This window comes from Epibacterium ulvae (genome assembly GCF_018678075.1).
Lineage (GTDB): Bacteria > Pseudomonadota > Alphaproteobacteria > Rhodobacterales > Rhodobacteraceae > Epibacterium > Epibacterium ulvae_A.
In genome coordinates, this window is sequence record NZ_JAHHIR010000034.1 from 14,560 (window position 1) to 29,581 (window position 15,022).

A 15,022-nucleotide genomic window follows, 5' to 3' on the forward strand; every position below is an offset into this window, starting at 1 on the left:
GACGCACCGGCTCAGGTTCCCTATATATTCTGTCGGATTACACTCGAGGCCCAAATGACCAACACAACTGAACCGATGGAAGGCACGCCGCTGATCGCGCCTTCAACCGTGAGCCATTCGCTGTATGACGCGGTGGTTGCTGCCTGTCGTTCGGTCTATGACCCTGAAATCCCTGTCAATATCTATGACCTCGGATTGATCTACACGATCGATATCTCCGACGAAAACGACGTCAAAGTCATCATGACCTTGACCGCGCCGGGCTGCCCGGTTGCGGGCGACATGCCGGGTTGGATCGTGGATGCGGTCTCTCCGGTGGATGGAATCAAAAGCGTTGACGTCGAACTGACCTGGGAGCCACCCTGGGGCATGGAAATGATGTCCGACGAGGCGCGCCTCGAATTGGGCTTTATGTAACCTTCCCGTGACTTGAAGCTTCGTCCTTGCGACCCTACGTTTAAAGACAGAGCTACATTGGAGATCAAAAATGTTCGGCATTCCCGGCAAACAAGCTGTGACCATGACGCCCCGCGCCGCCGCGCAGATTTCCAAATTGATGGAAAAAGACGGCCGCGCCGGTCTGCGGATTGGTGTCAAAAAAGGCGGTTGCGCCGGCATGGAATATACCATGGAGTATGTGGATACCGCCGACCCTAATGACGAAGTTGTAGAACAGGACGGGGCGCGCATCCTGATCGCGCCCATGGCGCAGATGTTTCTGTTCGGAACCGAGATCGACTATGAAATCTCGCTCTTGGAAGCCAGCTTCAAGTTCAACAACCCTAACGTCGCCGAGGCGTGCGGTTGTGGTGAATCCATTAGCTTTAGCGTGCCCGGTCGCGAATAATAGGCTAACACAACAGGCTGCGGCTATTTCAACAATTGTGAGCTCTGCGGCACGGTGCTATCTACTGCCGTTGTAACGGGTAAGGGAGATAACCGATATGGCGCGTAAGATTGCAGCTGGCAATTGGAAGATGAACGGTACAGGCGCTGCCTTGGCAGAGCTAAAAGCAATTGCAGAGGCAACCCGTGACAGCGCTGCTGAGGTTCTGATCTGCCCCCCCGCCACATTGGTTCACGCAGCCGCAACCACCATGTCGGGTGCGAATGTCGCCATCGGCGGACAGGACTGCCACGCCGTAACATCCGGTGCCCATACCGGTGATGTCAGCGCCGAAATGCTCAAAGACGCCGGTGCCAGCGCGGTGATTGTCGGCCATTCCGAACGCCGCACCGACCATGGTGAAACCGACATCACAGTGCGTGCCAAAACCGAAGCCGCCCAGAACACCGGTCTGCTCGCCGTTGTCTGCATTGGTGAGACGTTGGATGAACGCGAAGCGGGCGACACGTTGAAAGTGGTCGGCACGCAATTAGCAGGCTCCCTACCCAACAGCATCACTGATGAGAACACCGTCGTGGCCTATGAACCCGTCTGGGCTATTGGCACTGGCAAGGTTCCGACGCTGGAACAAATCGGCGAAGTGCATGACTTCTTGCGTGCGGAACTGGTGGCCCGCTTTGGTGCGGACATCGGCAATGCCATTCCTCTGCTTTACGGCGGCTCGGTCAAACCCAGCAACGCGGCTGAGATCTTTGCGGTCTCCAACGTCGACGGCGCGCTTGTGGGTGGCGCGAGCCTCAAAGCCGCCGATTTCGGCCCCATCGTTGCCGCTCTGTCACAGGCTTAAATCCATACGAAAAAGGCACCAGTACTGGCGCCTTCTTACGTTATCTCAGATGGCCCGCTGGTTTTTCCAGCGGGCCTTTGTGTTAGTGGGTCACAATCTCCGGCCCCATAAAGTGGTTGGGCAAGAAGGTTGAAATCACCGGCACATAGGTGATCAGGATCAGGAAGACGAACAGCACCGCCAGGAAGGGTAACGCCGCGCGCACAACGCTCATCATCGGCATGCCCGCCACGCCCGAGGTCACAAAGAGGTTCAGACCTACCGGCGGCGTGATCATCCCGATTTCCATGTTCACCACCATGATGATGCCCAGGTGGATCGGATCAATGCCCAGCTCAATGGCAATCGGGAACACCAATGGTGCTACGATGACCAACAGACCCGATGGCTCCATGAACTGGCCGCCGATCAGCAGGATGATATTCACAACGATCAGGAACATCACCGGACCAAAGCCTGCCGACAACATCGCATTGGCAATTTGCTGCGGCACTTGCTCATCTGTCAGCACGTGTTTCAGGATCAACGCGTTCGCAATCACAAACAGCAGGGTCACGGTCAACTTGCCGGCTTCAAACAGCGTGTGTTTGGTGTCCGGGTGCACAAAGGCGGTGATCAGCGCCAGCGGCTTTTTGATCAGCGGCGTTTTCGGCGCATCGTCACCGTTGGAAAGCGGCCCCATGTCCTTGTAAACAAAGGACGCAATCAGGAAGGCATAGACCGCCGCCACCGCTGCAGCCTCGGTCGGGGTAAAGATACCGCCGTAGATACCGCCCAGAATGATCACGATCAGGAACAGACCCCAGCCTGCGTCCTTGGCCGAGGCAAAGACCTCTCCCCAACCGTGCCATTCGCCTTTTGGCAGGTTCTTGACCTTGGCCATCACATAGATGGTGACCATCAGGAACAGACCCGCCAGCAGACCCGGAATAACACCAGCCAGGAACATCCGCCCCACCGACACTTCCACCGCTGCCGCATAGACAACCATCACGATGGAGGGCGGGATCAAAATGCCCAGGGTGCCTGCGTTACAGATAACACCGGCGGCGAATTCCTTGGAATATCCCACCTGGCGCATGCCTGCGATCACGATGGAGCCGATGGCCACAACGGTTGCAGGCGAGGACCCCGACAGGGCTGCAAACAACATACAGGCAAAGACACCCGCAATCGCCAGACCACCGGGCAAATGCCCCACGCAGGCGATGGAAAACCGGATGATCCGTTTCGCGACACCGCCCGTAGTCATGAAACTGGAGGCGAGGATAAAGAAGGGGATCGCCAGCAGTGTAAAGTGGCCTTCAAAAGCCTCAAACAACGTCCCCGCCACGCTCGCCAGCGAGCTGTCGGAATAGATCAGCAGGAAGATGGTCGAGCTGAGGCCAAGAGAGACCGCGATCGGCACGCCCAGCAACAACAAGCCAATGACCATCCCAAAGAGAAATACCACGTCCATCAGTCTTGCTCCCTATGCTGGGCTCGCACGGCGTCCAGCTCATCTTCTACTTCATGGCTGGCAACCAGCCGGTCGGCCTGGCCGTGTAGGATCCGCATGGTGGCCTGCGCAAATCGCACAACCAGCAACAACATCGACACGGGCAGCACCACATAGGGCACAACCTTCGGCAGCTTCTCGTAAGCGTCACCATAGTTGATCATCTCTTCCAGAAACCGGAACGCCCCGACCATCGGCACATCCTGCACCTCATAAAAGCTCTGCGAGCGCGCGCTGGTGTTGAACCCGGTTGGGAACCAGCGACCCGAGGTCGGCGGCAGATCGGCAAAGACCGCCCAATAGTCATAAGCGCCCTTGAGCAGCAGCAAGGAGAACACCAGGCAACAGGCGGCGGCAAACAGACCAACGAGGCGGCGCGGACCCGGTGCCAACATGTTCACAATCGCGTCCACGCCCAGATGCGAGTGTTTCTTGACCGCATAGGAAGCCCCCAAAAGGACCAACCACGCAAACAGGAACACGGTTGCCTCCAGTGCCCACAGGATGTTGGAATTAAAGACAAATCGCGCAATGACATTGGCGAATGTCAGGGCTGTCATCAGCCCCAAGATGAGTGCAATCAAAGTCTCTTCGATTGCATCAATAAACCCGGTTGGCCCGGAATGTGCCCCCGACATACGTATCTCCCAAGATTTCAGGAAAGGGATGCGGCACCGTGATCGGTTCGCCGCGAGAGTGAGAGGGGCGCAGATCCCGCCCCTCTGAAGGTTTTAACTGGATTAGAACCCAGCGTTTGCCGCTTGGGCTGCTTCGATCATTTCGGCGCCTACGTCACCCGCGAACTGATCCCAAACAGGCTTCATCGCATCAACCCAGACCGCGCGCTGCGCTTCGTCGAGGCTGCGTACAACGCCGCCCGCTTCGATGATCGCGTCTTTGGCTTCCAGATTGACCTTGGTGGATTCGGAGTTCCGCGTTGCGGTAACTTCGTTCAGGATGGTCAGGAATTGGTCGCGCACATCCGCGTCCAGGCTGTTCAGCCAGTCCACATTGGTCACAACGAGATAGTCCAGAACACCGTGGTTGGTCTCGGTGATGCCGTCCTGCACCTCAAAGAACTTCTTGCCAAAGATGTTGGACCAGGTGTTCTCCTGCCCGTCGACAACGCCCTGCTGTAGCGCGCCGTAAACTTCGGAGAAGGCCATTTTCTGGGGCGAGCCTCCGATGGCTTCCATCTGTGCGACCAGCACGTCAGAAGATTGCACGCGGAACTTCAACCCCTGGGCGTCTTCGGGAGAGACCAGCGGCGTGTTCGCTGACATCTGCTTCATACCATTGTGCCAGAAGGCCAGACCTTGCAGACCACGGCGCTGCATCGAATCCATCATGGTTTGGCCCGCATCAGAGCTTTGGAACGCATCAACCGCATCGATGTTCTTGAACATGAACGGCAGGTCAAACAGGCGGAATTGTTTGGTGAATTTCTCAAATTTCGACAGGGATGGCGCAGCCAGCTGAACATCACCTTGCAGCATCGCTTCGAGCACTTTGTTATCGTTATACAGCGTCGAGTTCGGGAAGACTTCGATGCACATCACACCGTTCATCTCTTCGTTCACGCGTTTTTCCAGCAAAGACGCCGCAATCCCTTTGGGGTGCTTGTCTGTGTTGGTAACATGGCTGAACTTGGCGACGATCTCACCTTCGTCACAAGCTGCAAATGCAGCGCCTGCGGTGGTGGTTAAAGCAACGGCAGTTGCCGCAACAGTAAGGAATTTCATGTTTACCTCCCAATAAAAATCCCTACCTCCGTCGAAACGGAGGCTCGAAGGTAAATCTGTTCGAATGCAGCGCGACTCACAATGCTTGATTCGAACATGTGGGATTCGACGTGAATTCAGCATTATTTTCAAAGACATATTAAATGGGCAGGATCGGCGGAGCTTCGTCCATTTTTTAACCTGTGCGAAAACCCGCACAGGTCGAATTCGCTTTGTGCGGAAATCCGCACATTTGTTAGCGCCGGTAGTCTTCGGGGCGAATCCCATAGCGCGCAAGCTTGTCGTAAAATGTCTTGCGCGGCAGCTTCAGGGACTGCGCCGCCACTGCCGCCCGCCCGTTCTGACGCCCAAGCGCCGCAATCAAAAGCGAACGTTCCACTTGCGCCATCTGTTCGCTTAGTCCCAGCTCCGCCGCCTCGCTGACTTCTTCGGGCATGCCTAGGACAAACCGCATGGCCGCCGACATCAGCGACCGCGCATTTCCGGGCCAATCGCGCGTCATCAGCGTGGTCAGATAGTCCGGCGAGATATTGGGCGTGGCAATGCCGGCCTGTTCAGCGGCCTGCGCCACATAATGGCGAAACAGCACCGGAATATCGGTGGGTCGTTCCGATAACGACGGGATCCGCACCCGCATCACGTCCAAACGATAAAACAGATCCGCGTTGAACCTGTCCTCTTTGACCAGCTGCGCCAGATCGGCAGTGGTTCCGGCAATGACCCGTGTTGCGGTGTCGTGTTCCAACGCGTCGAGCACCGCATATTGCGCTTCGGCAGACAGGGACTGCACCTCATCCAGGAACAAGGATCCCTGATCCGCCTCTTTGCACAGGCTCGCCACATCTTCGGCAGCAATCGACGCCGCCGCCCGTTTCATAAACGGCCCCGCTGCCACCGGTGACATCAGATGGATCACCTCGGCAACCTTGGAAACCCCACTGCCCGGCGCTCCGGTGACCAAGACTTCGGCGCGGGTTGGCGCGACAGAGCGCGCGCGCTTGCGCAACTCCTCTGCCTGGGCGGAAGCACCAAACAACATCCGCGCCGCCGCATCGCCGCTTTCCAGTTTCTGCTTGAGCGCGCGGTTTTCCAAAACCAAGGCACGCGTGCGCAAGGCCCGCTCCAACACGGCCAGCAAATCGGCCGAGGCGCAGGGTTTTTCCAAAAAATCAAACGCCCCTTGCGACATGGCACGTACCGCCATCGGGATATCGCCTTCGCCGGTCAACAGGATCACCGGCAATTCGGGATCGATCTCAATCGCGTAGTCGAGCAGGTAAAATCCATCCCGCCCCGGCATGCGAATGTCCGAGAGGATCACGCCTGGAAAATCAGCGATGATATGATCTTTGGCCGCAACAAAAGATCCATGGGTCGAGGGATCCAGCTCGGCCAACTCCAGCGTTTGGCCCAGCGCGTCGCGCACGGCCGCATCATCATCCACCAACAAGACCTTGCGCGTCATGCCTCAGCTTCCTCGTTCCAATAGTCCAATTCGACGGTAAACAACGCGCCCTGTTCGGTGTTCACACCGCGAATATTGCCTCCGAAGCTTTGCACCAAACCGTATGAGATCGACAAGCCCAACCCCATGCCTTCCTCGCTCGCGCCGACGTCTTTGGTGGAGTAGAACGGGTCAAAGACCTTTTCCGGCTCTTTCAAACCGGGGCCAATGTCACGCACGCCCACGGTCAGCTTGCGCCTGTTGTTGATCACGATCCGGATCAGGCGTTCGTCTTGCCCCACCATGGCATCTGCTGCGTTGTTGATCAGGTTCACAAAGACCTGCCCCAACCGCACCTCTCCGCCCAGCGCATAGACCGGCGTTGCATAGGCCTCGGGGTTCCAGTCCATTGTCACACGGTCGGCCTTGAGCCGCGGTTCGGTCAGTTCCACTGCGGTGGAGATCACGTCAACCAGATCGACACGCCCCACCGGTTCGCTTTCGTTTCGGGCAAAGGCGCGCAGGTTCTTGATGATCCGCGCCATCCGCGCCGACAAATCCGCGATCCGGGTGAGGTTTTCACCTGCGCGATCCCCTTTGCCACGATCCAAAAACGCCGAGCCGTTTTCCGCAAACTGTCGGATCGCCATCAAGGGCTGGTTCAATTCGTGGCTGATCCCGGCCGACATTTGCCCCAACGCGGACAGTTTGCCCGCCTGAACCAGATCCGCTTGGGCGCGGGTCAGTGCGGCCTCGGCATCTTCGCGTTCGCGCACCTCGCGGCGCAGATGTGCGTTGGTCTTGGTCAGCTCTTGTGTCCGTGTTGCAACGCGCGCCTCCAGTTCCACATTGGCCTGCGCCAGCGTGCGCCGCCGCTCCATCGCCAGATACAACAAGGCACCAAAGGCCAGACACAGCGCCATCACGGTTGCCGCCTGCAATGTCGCAAGACGATGCGCGGGGGTTACATCCACCAGAATTTCCCCAACCAACCCCAGCACCGGCAGGTTCACCGACTGATGCAGCGCCGTCTCAGGCAAATAGGGATTGAACGAGGACATCCACAGGCTGTGCCCGCCCACCGTTAGCTGCCGGATCGAACGTTCCACCCCGTGGCTGTCATACAAGCGCTCAGTATCGCTTGATCGTTGCCAATGCAGCAGCTCGGGCCGGTTCGAGATAAAGATCTGATTGTCGTCATTGGTGAAAAACACCGCCGGCAGCGATCCGCGCCAGGTCTGTTCCACGTCCTCGACATCTGCGACAACAACCAAGGCCCCTTGCACATGGTTGCCCTCAAATATCGGCGCAGCAAAGGAATAGGCCCGCCTTGCTCCCGGTGACAGGACGGCATAGCCCGTGCCCAACGCCCCCTGCATAACCCGGCGATACAGCCGCGTGCCTTGTACGTTACGTCCAGACCGGTCGGGGTCTTGGGCTGTGGGATGCCCATTGCGGTCGACAAAAAACACATCCAGCGCGGCGGTTTTGTCCGCGGCCGCCTGCAGGAATTCCGCGATGTTCTCGGATGGCTCTCCGGCGGCCAACCGGCGTACTTCCGGGTGGTCGGCCATCAGAACTGCCAGCTCTTGGTAGACCTGCAATTGCGACACAACCCGGTCCGAGGCCAGTTCAAGATCCGCAGCCGTGCGCTGCGCCAATCCATCCAGCGCCTGACGAAAGCCATAGGTCCAGACAATCGCTGTCAATGTCGCGACCGCCGCCAGGAACCCCAAAATGATAGCCAGACGATTTTCGATAAGCTTTCCCATAGGCCGCACCCTATCAAAGCGCGCTTTGCATTGACCAGTGATCGTGGCAAATAGTTTGAGCTATGAAAACCTTGCATCAATCTCCCACCGACCCGGCCTTTGTTCAGGATCCCTATCCGTTTTACGCACAGGCCCGTGCGGCGGGTCCGTTGCATCACTGGCAGGACTATGGGATGGTCGCGGCCTTTTCCCACAGCGCGGTGCATATGTTGTTGCGCGATCGCCGGTTTGGCCGCGAGCGCCCCGATGATATGGTGCAGAACACGCCCGCCCATCTTGTGCCGTTTATGGCGGTTGAGGCGCATTCGATGCTGGACGCGGAACCACCCCGCCACACGCGGCTGCGCAAATTGGTGCTGCGCGCCTTTACCTCACGTGCGGTGGAAAGCCTGCGCTGCTATATCGAGGCCCTGTGCCATCAGCTGATCGACCAGTTTCCGCAGACCCCGTTTGATATCTTGCGCGCCTATTGCGTGCAGGTCCCGGCGATCACCATCTGCCGCCTGTTGGGGGTTCCCGAAAAGGACGCGATGCAATTGGTGGATTGGTCGAACGCGATTGTGGCCATGTATCAGACCGGTCGCACCCGCGCGGTTGAGGATGCCGCGTCCGAGGCGTCAGCTGCGTTCACCGCCTATCTGCACGACCAGATCACCCAGCGCCGCACAAACCCGCGCGATGATCTGATCACACGGTTGATCGAGGCAGAGGAAAAAGGCGACGCGCTCAGCGAGGACGAGCTGATCAGCACCTGTATCTTGTTGTTGAACGCCGGGCACGAGGCCACGGTGTCCTCGCTTGGCAATGGGTTGCGGATCATGTTGCAGCAGGGCTGGCAGTCCGCGTGGATCAGCCCCGAAGGGATCGAACGTCTGGTCGAGGAGATCCTGCGCTTCGACCCGCCGCTGCATATGTTCACCCGCTACGCCTATGAAGAGGTTGAAATGTTCGGCCATACCTTCCAGCGCGGCGATCAGGTGGCGCTGTTGCTGGCCGCTGCCAATCGGGACCCGGACGCCTGCCCGCGTGCGGAGGAATTTGATCCCACCCGCACCCCCAAGGTGAATAAATCCTTTGGCGGTGGTCTGCACTTTTGTGTCGGCGCACCACTTGCCCGGATGGAAATGCAGATCGCGCTGCCGATCCTGTTGAACCGTTGCCCGGATTTGAAACTGGCTGAGATGCCGGAATTTGCTGACAGCTACCATTTTCATGGCTACCCGGAATTGCGGGTCACCAGAAGCTAACGCGCGCCGTTAATCGCCTAGCGGCAGCATGGTGGTGGACTTGATCTCTTCCATCGACAGCAGCGCGGTCACATTGTGCACCCGCACCTCCGAGATCAGCGCCTGATAGAATTTGTCATAGGCCCGCGCGTTTTGCACCCGGACTTTGATGATGTAATCAATGTCCCCTGCCAGACGGTGCGCTTCCTGCACCTCGGCACGGTCCTGCAGGGCCTTCAGGAATTTGGCCTGCCAGTCGGCCTCATGCTCGGACGTGCGGATCAGCACAAAGAAGCACGCCTCATATCCCAACGCCTCAGCATCCAGCAGGAAAGTCTGCTGTTTGATGACGCCCGCATCCTTCAATTTGCGGATACGATTCCAGACTGGCGTCTTGGAACTGCCAACCTGACGCGCAATTTCGTCCAAAGATTGCCCCGCATCGCGCTGCAGCTCGGCCAAAATTTTCCGATCCGTCCCGTCAATCCGCACCGTCATTCCAGTTTTCCTTCCTTTTCAGGACAAACCATTCCACGCGCCAAAACCCTTAGAATAATCATCCTTATTTTTTCTTACATATGGCGGGCAAGGGGGAATATTTCCTATATCTAAGATCAAGTCAAACACAAGACGGGACCCTGCTGCATGACCATCGAACGCCCATATACCACCAAAGCTGATATCGCGCCCGGGCGTGGTCGGTTTTGCCTGGTGCCCGGCGCGGTCGCCTTTGTCGGCTCGGGTCCGGGTGATGCGGACCTGCTGACACTCAAAGCGCTCAAATCGCTACAACAGGCAGATGTGATCCTCTATGACCGGCTGGTCAGCCAAGAGATCCTGGAACTGGCCGGCGATCAGGCGCAGCTTGAAAATGTCGGCAAAGAGGGCTTTGGCCCCCAGGTCAGCCAAGAAGATATCTGCGCCCGTCTGGTGGCCCATGCGCAAGCGGGGCTGAAAGTGGTGCGTTTGAAATCCGGTGATCCAACAATTTTTGGCCGTCTCGACGAAGAGGTTTCCGCCTGCGAAGACGCCGGTGTCAGCTATCAGATTGTGCCCGGCATCACAGCTGCCTCTGCGGCTGTGGCGGGTATCGGGCAAAGCCTGACCCAACGCGGGCGCAACACTTCGGTTCGGTTTATGACCGGTCATGACATGAAGGGCTTTGCCGATCATGATTGGGCTGCGCTTGCGCATCCCGGTCAGGTGGCTGCCGTCTATATGGGCAAGAAATCTGCCCGCTTTGTGCAAGGCCGTTTGATCATGCATGGCGCTGATCGTGCGACGCCTGTGACAATTGTTGAAAATGCATCACGCTCCAACCAACGCGTTTTAGAAACAACGCTGGACCGCCTACCCCAAGATCTGGCAGAAGCCGCCTTTGAAGGCCCTGCCCTCACACTCCTCGGGCTTGCACCGCGCGAAAGCGCCGCCGCCCTTTACGATTTGCAAATGGAGCTCGCATAATGCCACGCCCCTTTACACCCAAAGTGGTGACCGCCAATGACCTGCTCGAAGGTGATGTGATCTATTTCACAGCAGACAACAGCTGGACTCGTACATTGTCCGAAGCTGAGTTGATCACAGACGAGGCCATCGCCCCGCTGCGACTGTTGGAAGCAGAAAAGCACAATTTGGTTATCGTTGGCGCATATCTCGCCGACGCCAAAGAAGGCCCGAACGGCCCGGAGCCCACGCATTTCCGTGAAGAGTTCCGCCGTACCGGCCCGTCCAACTACAGCCACGGCAAACAGGAGGCCGAAGCCGATGTATAAGTATAACGCATTCGACACCGCCTTTCTGGCAGAGCGCAACGCACAGTTCCGCTCGCAAGTGGAACGTCGCATCGACGGCTCTCTGACCGAAGAAGAATTCCGTCCGCTGCGTCTGATGAACGGTCTCTATCTGCAGCTGCACGCCTATATGCTGCGGGTTGCCATTCCCTATGGCACGCTGAACCCTGACCAGATGCGCACACTGGCGCTGTTGGCCCAGAAATGGGACAAAGGTTACGGCCACTTCACCACCCGCCAGAACATCCAGTACAACTGGCCGAAACTGAAAGACGTGCCAGATATGCTGGACGCGCTGGGATCTGTTGGCCTGCACGCGATCCAGACATCCGGCAACACTATCCGCAACGTGACCTCGGACCATTTTGCCGGTGCCGCCGCGGATGAGATCAAAGACCCGCGCCCCATTGCTGAGCTGATCCGCCAGTGGTCCACCGACCACCCGGAATTCCAGTTCCTGGGCCGTAAATTCAAAATCGCCATCACCGGCAGCCCCAACGACCGCGCCGTAACCAAAGCCCACGACGTGGGTCTGCGGATGATCGAACGGGACGGTCAGGCTGGTTTTGAAGTGATCGTAGGTGGCGGCCTTGGCCGGACGCCGATGATCGGCAAAGTCCTGCGTGACTTCCTGCCCCAAGAGGACCTGCTGCCCTATCTCGAAGCGGTTCTGGCGGTCTACAATATCCTGGGTCGTCGCGACAACAAATACAAAGCTCGCATCAAGATCACCGTGCAGGAAAACGGCATCGACACCTATCGCGAGATGGTCGAAGAGCAGTTCATCCAGCGTCGCGCCGAATTTGACGGCACCGATCAGGAACTGCTGAAAGATATCGAAACCCATTTCGCAGCGCCCGATTTCCGTGACGGCGGCACCGAAGCTTTTGACACGGCCTATGGCTCTGATCCTGTGTTCCGCGCCTGGGTTGACACCAACCTGGCCGAACACCGCAAAGATGACCACGCGATCGTGACCATCTCGATCAAGACCCATGGTGAGACTCCCGGTGATGCGACCGCCGAGCAGATGAACATCATGGCCGATATGGCCGAGCAATTCGCCTATGGTGAGCTGCGCATCAGCCACGAGCAGAACGTGATCCTGCCGCATGTCCACAAATCGGACCTGCCCGCGATCCACGCCGCGCTGAAAGAGGCCGGTCTGGCCACTGCAAACGTTGGTCTGATCTCGGACATCATCGCCTGCCCCGGCATGGATTACTGCGCGCTGGCCACTGCCCGCTCGATCCCTGTAGCCCAGGAAATCGCAACCCGCTTTGACGAATTAAAGCTGGAGCACGAAGTGGGCGAGCTGAAGATCAAAATCTCGGGCTGCATCAACGCCTGTGGTCACCACCACGTGGGTCACATCGGCATCCTCGGCCTCGACCGCGCCGGTGTTGAAAACTACCAGATCACTCTGGGTGGTGACGGCACCGAAACGGCGGCTGTTGGCACGCGGACCGGTCCTGGCTTTGCCTACGACGAGATCATCCCAGCCGTAGAACGCATCATCAAAGCCTATCTTGAGGTGCGCGAAACTGCGGATGAGACCTTCCTCGAAACATACCGCCGGGTTGGCATGGCTCCCTTTAAGGCCGCGCTATACCCCGACAGTGAAAAGAAAGTGGCCTAAGGCACATGTTCACATCTGCGGAACCACTCCAACCCGAGGCGCTCAGCGACGCTGACCGGGCTCTGGCTGAAAAGGTAGAGGTGCTCAACACCCGCTACCGGCACCACTCAGCCACGTCGGTCATGCAAGGCGCCCTGCGAGAGGCGGGTAACATCGCCCTCGTGTCCAGTTTTGGCGCGGAATCCGTGGTGTTGTTGCACATGGCGGCCGTCATTGATCCGGAAACACCGGTGGTGTTTGTGGATACGGAACTCTTGTTCACCGAAACCCTGCTCTACCAGCAGGAGGTCAGCGAACGCCTGGGTCTGCGCAACGTCAAGATCATCAAGGCCGATGATATCGCGGAAAAGGATCCTTACGGAGCCTTGCGTTTCAGCGACAAAGACGCCTGCTGTACGTTGCGAAAGACCGTTCCCCTGGCCAAGGCACTGGATGGCTATGATGGCTGGATCACCGGGCGCAAGCGGTTTCAGGCCGGCACCCGTGCCGCGCTCGAATTCTTTGAAATCGAGCAGGGCACCGGCCGGATGAAGATCAACCCGCTGGCCCATTGGGCCCCCGAAGATGTGCGCGTCTACATGGACGAAAACCGTCTGCCCCGTCACCCGCTGGTGTCTAAAGGTTATCCCTCGATCGGTTGTGCCCCGTGCACCACACCGGTAAAGGACGGCGAAGACCCCCGCGCGGGACGTTGGCGCGGCGAGAACAAAGAAGAATGCGGCATCCATATGGTGGATGGCAAATTGGTACGCACAGGAGCGTAAGAGAGATGAGTGTAATTGTAACCGATAGCGGTTTTGTCGCGGACAATTGGACCGGCGGTTTTGAGGGCGCAAATGTGCTCCAGCTGGCGTCTGATGCGGCACTGAAAGATTACGTTGACTCGCTTGACGGTGTTGAGCTGGTGATCGTTGAATTCCCAAGCTTCGCAGATGGTCGCGGCTTTACCCTGGCCCGTCAGCTGCGTCTGCATGGGTTCGCCGGCCGTTTGCGCGCCAAGGGCCATGTGCTGGCGGATCAATATGCCATGGCACGCCGCTCTGGCTTTGATGAGGTGGAGATCAGCGATGAGCTGGCCACCCGTCAACCCGCCGATCAATGGCTGGCCCGCGCCGACTGGAAAAGCCACAACTACCAAGCCCGCCTGCGCGGTGGCCAAGCCGCCCGCTAAGCCAGCCCTGAGCGAGCTTTGGGATCACGCAAGCACCTTGCCTCCGGCTTCAATCGGGAAAAGGCGCCTGTGTGACCCATATCAAAGAGTATTCATTGGCATCGGTATCGATCTCCGCATGCCCCAGACAGATGAGATTGCCCCGTGACTGACGCTGCTGTTGAGACCAAACCAAAGACCCCGACCCTGCCGGATTCGCAAACCGTAACCGAAGTGAAACATTGGACCGACCGTCTGTTTTCCTTCAAGGTCACACGCCCCGCGTCCTTGCGTTTTCGTTCTGGCGAATTCGTGATGATCGGCCTGATGGGCGAAGTGAACGAAAAGACCGGCAAAGCCAAGCCGATCATGCGCGCCTATTCCATCGCCTCCCCCTCTTGGGACGAGGAAATGGAATTCTACTCGATCAAAGTGCAGGACGGCCCGCTGACCTCGAAACTGCAGCACATCAATGTCGGCGACGAAGTGATCCTGCGTCCCAAACCCGTTGGCACCCTGGTGCATGACGCGCTGATCCCGGGCAACCGGATCTGGTTCTTTGCCACCGGCACAGGCTTTGCGCCCTTTGCCTCGCTGCTGCGAGAGCCGGAAACCTATGAGAAATTCGACGAGATCATCATCACCCACACCTGCCGCGAAGCTGGCGAGTTGACCTATGGTGCCGAACTGATCGAAAGCCTCAAGCATGATGAACTTCTGAACGAAGTGATCGGCGAAGGATTCTGGAAGAAGATCAAATACTACCCTACCACCACCCGTGAAGAGAGCCCCAAGATGGGCCGTATTACCGACCTGATGAAGTCGGGCGAAGCCTTCAAGGATCTGGGTGTAGAGCCGTTGAACCCAGCCACCGACCGCGCCATGATCTGCGGCAACCTGGCGTTCAACCTGGAACTGAAGGAAATGTTCGAAAACTACGGTCTGGAAGAAGGCGCAAACTCCAAACCTGCGCATTACGTGGTCGAAAAAGCCTTCTTGGACTAAGATCACCACCAGTCACAAATTGGAAAGCCGGGCGCATCGCAGCCCGGCTTTTTGTTTGCGCC

The 15,022-nt window shown here is 58.0% G+C and carries 16 protein-coding genes; 10 read left to right on the forward strand and 6 right to left on the reverse strand.

Annotation, left to right across the window (positions count from 1 at the left end; genetic code table 11):
* The first annotated feature begins 54 nt into the window (after positions 1-54).
* The 3 genes from KMP13_RS09065 (at position 55) to tpiA (ending at position 1,694) form a co-directional block, all read left to right on the forward strand.
* Positions 55-417, forward strand: a complete 363-nt coding sequence (locus tag KMP13_RS09065) for an SUF system Fe-S cluster assembly protein (protein WP_215265541.1) — start codon at positions 55-57, stop codon at positions 415-417.
* Positions 418-487: 70 nt separating this feature from the next.
* Positions 488-847 carry a HesB/IscA family protein gene (locus tag KMP13_RS09070; RefSeq protein WP_215265542.1) on the forward strand — a complete coding sequence of 120 codons (360 nt, stop codon included), beginning with the start codon at positions 488-490 and terminating at the stop codon, positions 845-847.
* Positions 848-944: 97 nt separating this feature from the next.
* The gene (gene tpiA, locus KMP13_RS09075; protein ID WP_215265543.1) at positions 945-1,694 is read left to right on the forward strand and encodes a triose-phosphate isomerase; all 750 of its coding nucleotides are present in this window, start codon (positions 945-947) and stop codon (positions 1,692-1,694) included.
* An 82-nt stretch (positions 1,695-1,776) separates the two neighbouring features.
* Here tpiA and KMP13_RS09080 read toward each other — a convergent pair whose 3' ends face one another.
* From KMP13_RS09080 to KMP13_RS09100, 5 genes are all read right to left on the reverse strand, one after another.
* Entirely contained in the window at positions 1,777-3,153 is a 1,377-nt protein-coding gene (locus KMP13_RS09080) for a TRAP transporter large permease (protein ID WP_215265544.1), read from the reverse strand.
* Positions 3,153-3,830, reverse strand: a complete 678-nt coding sequence (locus KMP13_RS09085) for a TRAP transporter small permease (RefSeq protein ID WP_215265545.1) — start codon at positions 3,828-3,830, stop codon at positions 3,153-3,155. Before KMP13_RS09085 ends, KMP13_RS09080 begins: the two co-directional genes overlap by 1 nt.
* Before the next feature lie 102 nt (positions 3,831-3,932).
* Entirely contained in the window at positions 3,933-4,934 is a 1,002-nt protein-coding gene (locus KMP13_RS09090; RefSeq protein WP_215265546.1) for a DctP family TRAP transporter solute-binding subunit, read from the reverse strand.
* 235 nt (positions 4,935-5,169) lie between these two features.
* Positions 5,170-6,399 (reverse strand): sigma-54-dependent transcriptional regulator, encoded by a 1,230-nt coding sequence (locus KMP13_RS09095; RefSeq protein WP_215265547.1) that lies wholly within the window; start codon positions 6,397-6,399, stop codon positions 5,170-5,172.
* Positions 6,396-8,150 (reverse strand): sensor histidine kinase, encoded by a 1,755-nt coding sequence (locus KMP13_RS09100; protein ID WP_215265548.1) that lies wholly within the window; start codon positions 8,148-8,150, stop codon positions 6,396-6,398. The genes KMP13_RS09095 and KMP13_RS09100 overlap by 4 nt, the downstream gene beginning before the upstream one ends.
* 62 nt (positions 8,151-8,212) lie before the next feature.
* Between KMP13_RS09100 and KMP13_RS09105 the strand changes: the two genes are divergently transcribed.
* Positions 8,213-9,397 (forward strand): cytochrome P450, encoded by a 1,185-nt coding sequence (locus KMP13_RS09105; protein WP_215265549.1) that lies wholly within the window; start codon positions 8,213-8,215, stop codon positions 9,395-9,397.
* A 9-nt stretch (positions 9,398-9,406) separates the two neighbouring features.
* Here KMP13_RS09105 and KMP13_RS09110 read toward each other — a convergent pair whose 3' ends face one another.
* Positions 9,407-9,874, reverse strand: coding sequence for an Lrp/AsnC family transcriptional regulator (locus tag KMP13_RS09110; protein ID WP_215265550.1), 468 nt, complete (start codon positions 9,872-9,874; stop codon positions 9,407-9,409).
* A gap of 147 nt (positions 9,875-10,021) precedes the next feature.
* Here KMP13_RS09110 and cobA point away from each other — a divergent pair, with 147 nt between their 5' ends.
* The 6 genes from cobA to KMP13_RS09140 all read left to right on the forward strand — a co-directional run bounded on the left by cobA (position 10,022) and on the right by KMP13_RS09140 (position 14,960).
* Positions 10,022-10,840, forward strand: coding sequence for a uroporphyrinogen-III C-methyltransferase (gene cobA / locus KMP13_RS09115; protein ID WP_215265551.1), 819 nt, complete (start codon positions 10,022-10,024; stop codon positions 10,838-10,840).
* Positions 10,840-11,148 (forward strand): DUF2849 domain-containing protein, encoded by a 309-nt coding sequence (locus KMP13_RS09120; RefSeq protein WP_215265552.1) that lies wholly within the window; start codon positions 10,840-10,842, stop codon positions 11,146-11,148. The genes cobA and KMP13_RS09120 overlap by 1 nt, the downstream gene beginning before the upstream one ends.
* Positions 11,141-12,805, forward strand: coding sequence for a nitrite/sulfite reductase (locus KMP13_RS09125; RefSeq protein WP_215265553.1), 1,665 nt, complete (start codon positions 11,141-11,143; stop codon positions 12,803-12,805). Before KMP13_RS09120 ends, KMP13_RS09125 begins: the two co-directional genes overlap by 8 nt.
* A 5-nt stretch (positions 12,806-12,810) precedes the next feature.
* The gene (locus tag KMP13_RS09130; protein ID WP_215265554.1) at positions 12,811-13,569 is read left to right on the forward strand and encodes a phosphoadenylyl-sulfate reductase; all 759 of its coding nucleotides are present in this window, start codon (positions 12,811-12,813) and stop codon (positions 13,567-13,569) included.
* Between the two features lie 5 nt (positions 13,570-13,574).
* On the forward strand, positions 13,575-13,976 hold the full coding sequence (locus tag KMP13_RS09135; RefSeq protein ID WP_215265555.1) for a DUF934 domain-containing protein: 402 nt from the start codon (positions 13,575-13,577) through the stop codon (positions 13,974-13,976).
* Positions 13,977-14,120: 144 nt separating this feature from the next.
* Positions 14,121-14,960: a ferredoxin--NADP reductase gene (locus tag KMP13_RS09140; RefSeq protein ID WP_215265556.1), complete on the forward strand. Its 840-nt coding sequence runs from the start codon at positions 14,121-14,123 to the stop codon at positions 14,958-14,960.
* Positions 14,961-15,022 lie beyond the last annotated feature (62 nt).

Excerpts from the sequence above, each read along its gene's own strand:
- KMP13_RS09065 (WP_215265541.1), top strand. The coding sequence starts at position 55 with ATGACCAACACAACTGAACCGATGGAAGGCACGCCGCTGATCGCGCCT.
- KMP13_RS09070 (WP_215265542.1), top strand. The coding sequence starts at position 488 with ATGTTCGGCATTCCCGGCAAACAAGCTGTGACCATGACGCCCCGCGCC.
- tpiA (WP_215265543.1), top strand. The coding sequence starts at position 945 with ATGGCGCGTAAGATTGCAGCTGGCAATTGGAAGATGAACGGTACAGGC.
- KMP13_RS09080 (WP_215265544.1), bottom strand. The coding sequence starts at position 3,153 with ATGGACGTGGTATTTCTCTTTGGGATGGTCATTGGCTTGTTGTTGCTG.
- KMP13_RS09085 (WP_215265545.1), bottom strand. The coding sequence starts at position 3,830 with ATGTCGGGGGCACATTCCGGGCCAACCGGGTTTATTGATGCAATCGAA.
- KMP13_RS09090 (WP_215265546.1), bottom strand. The coding sequence starts at position 4,934 with ATGAAATTCCTTACTGTTGCGGCAACTGCCGTTGCTTTAACCACCACC.
- KMP13_RS09095 (WP_215265547.1), bottom strand. The coding sequence starts at position 6,399 with ATGACGCGCAAGGTCTTGTTGGTGGATGATGATGCGGCCGTGCGCGAC.
- KMP13_RS09100 (WP_215265548.1), bottom strand. The coding sequence starts at position 8,150 with ATGGGAAAGCTTATCGAAAATCGTCTGGCTATCATTTTGGGGTTCCTG.
- KMP13_RS09105 (WP_215265549.1), top strand. The coding sequence starts at position 8,213 with ATGAAAACCTTGCATCAATCTCCCACCGACCCGGCCTTTGTTCAGGAT.
- KMP13_RS09110 (WP_215265550.1), bottom strand. The coding sequence starts at position 9,874 with ATGACGGTGCGGATTGACGGGACGGATCGGAAAATTTTGGCCGAGCTG.
- cobA (WP_215265551.1), top strand. The coding sequence starts at position 10,022 with ATGACCATCGAACGCCCATATACCACCAAAGCTGATATCGCGCCCGGG.
- KMP13_RS09120 (WP_215265552.1), top strand. The coding sequence starts at position 10,840 with ATGCCACGCCCCTTTACACCCAAAGTGGTGACCGCCAATGACCTGCTC.
- KMP13_RS09125 (WP_215265553.1), top strand. The coding sequence starts at position 11,141 with ATGTATAAGTATAACGCATTCGACACCGCCTTTCTGGCAGAGCGCAAC.
- KMP13_RS09130 (WP_215265554.1), top strand. The coding sequence starts at position 12,811 with ATGTTCACATCTGCGGAACCACTCCAACCCGAGGCGCTCAGCGACGCT.
- KMP13_RS09135 (WP_215265555.1), top strand. The coding sequence starts at position 13,575 with ATGAGTGTAATTGTAACCGATAGCGGTTTTGTCGCGGACAATTGGACC.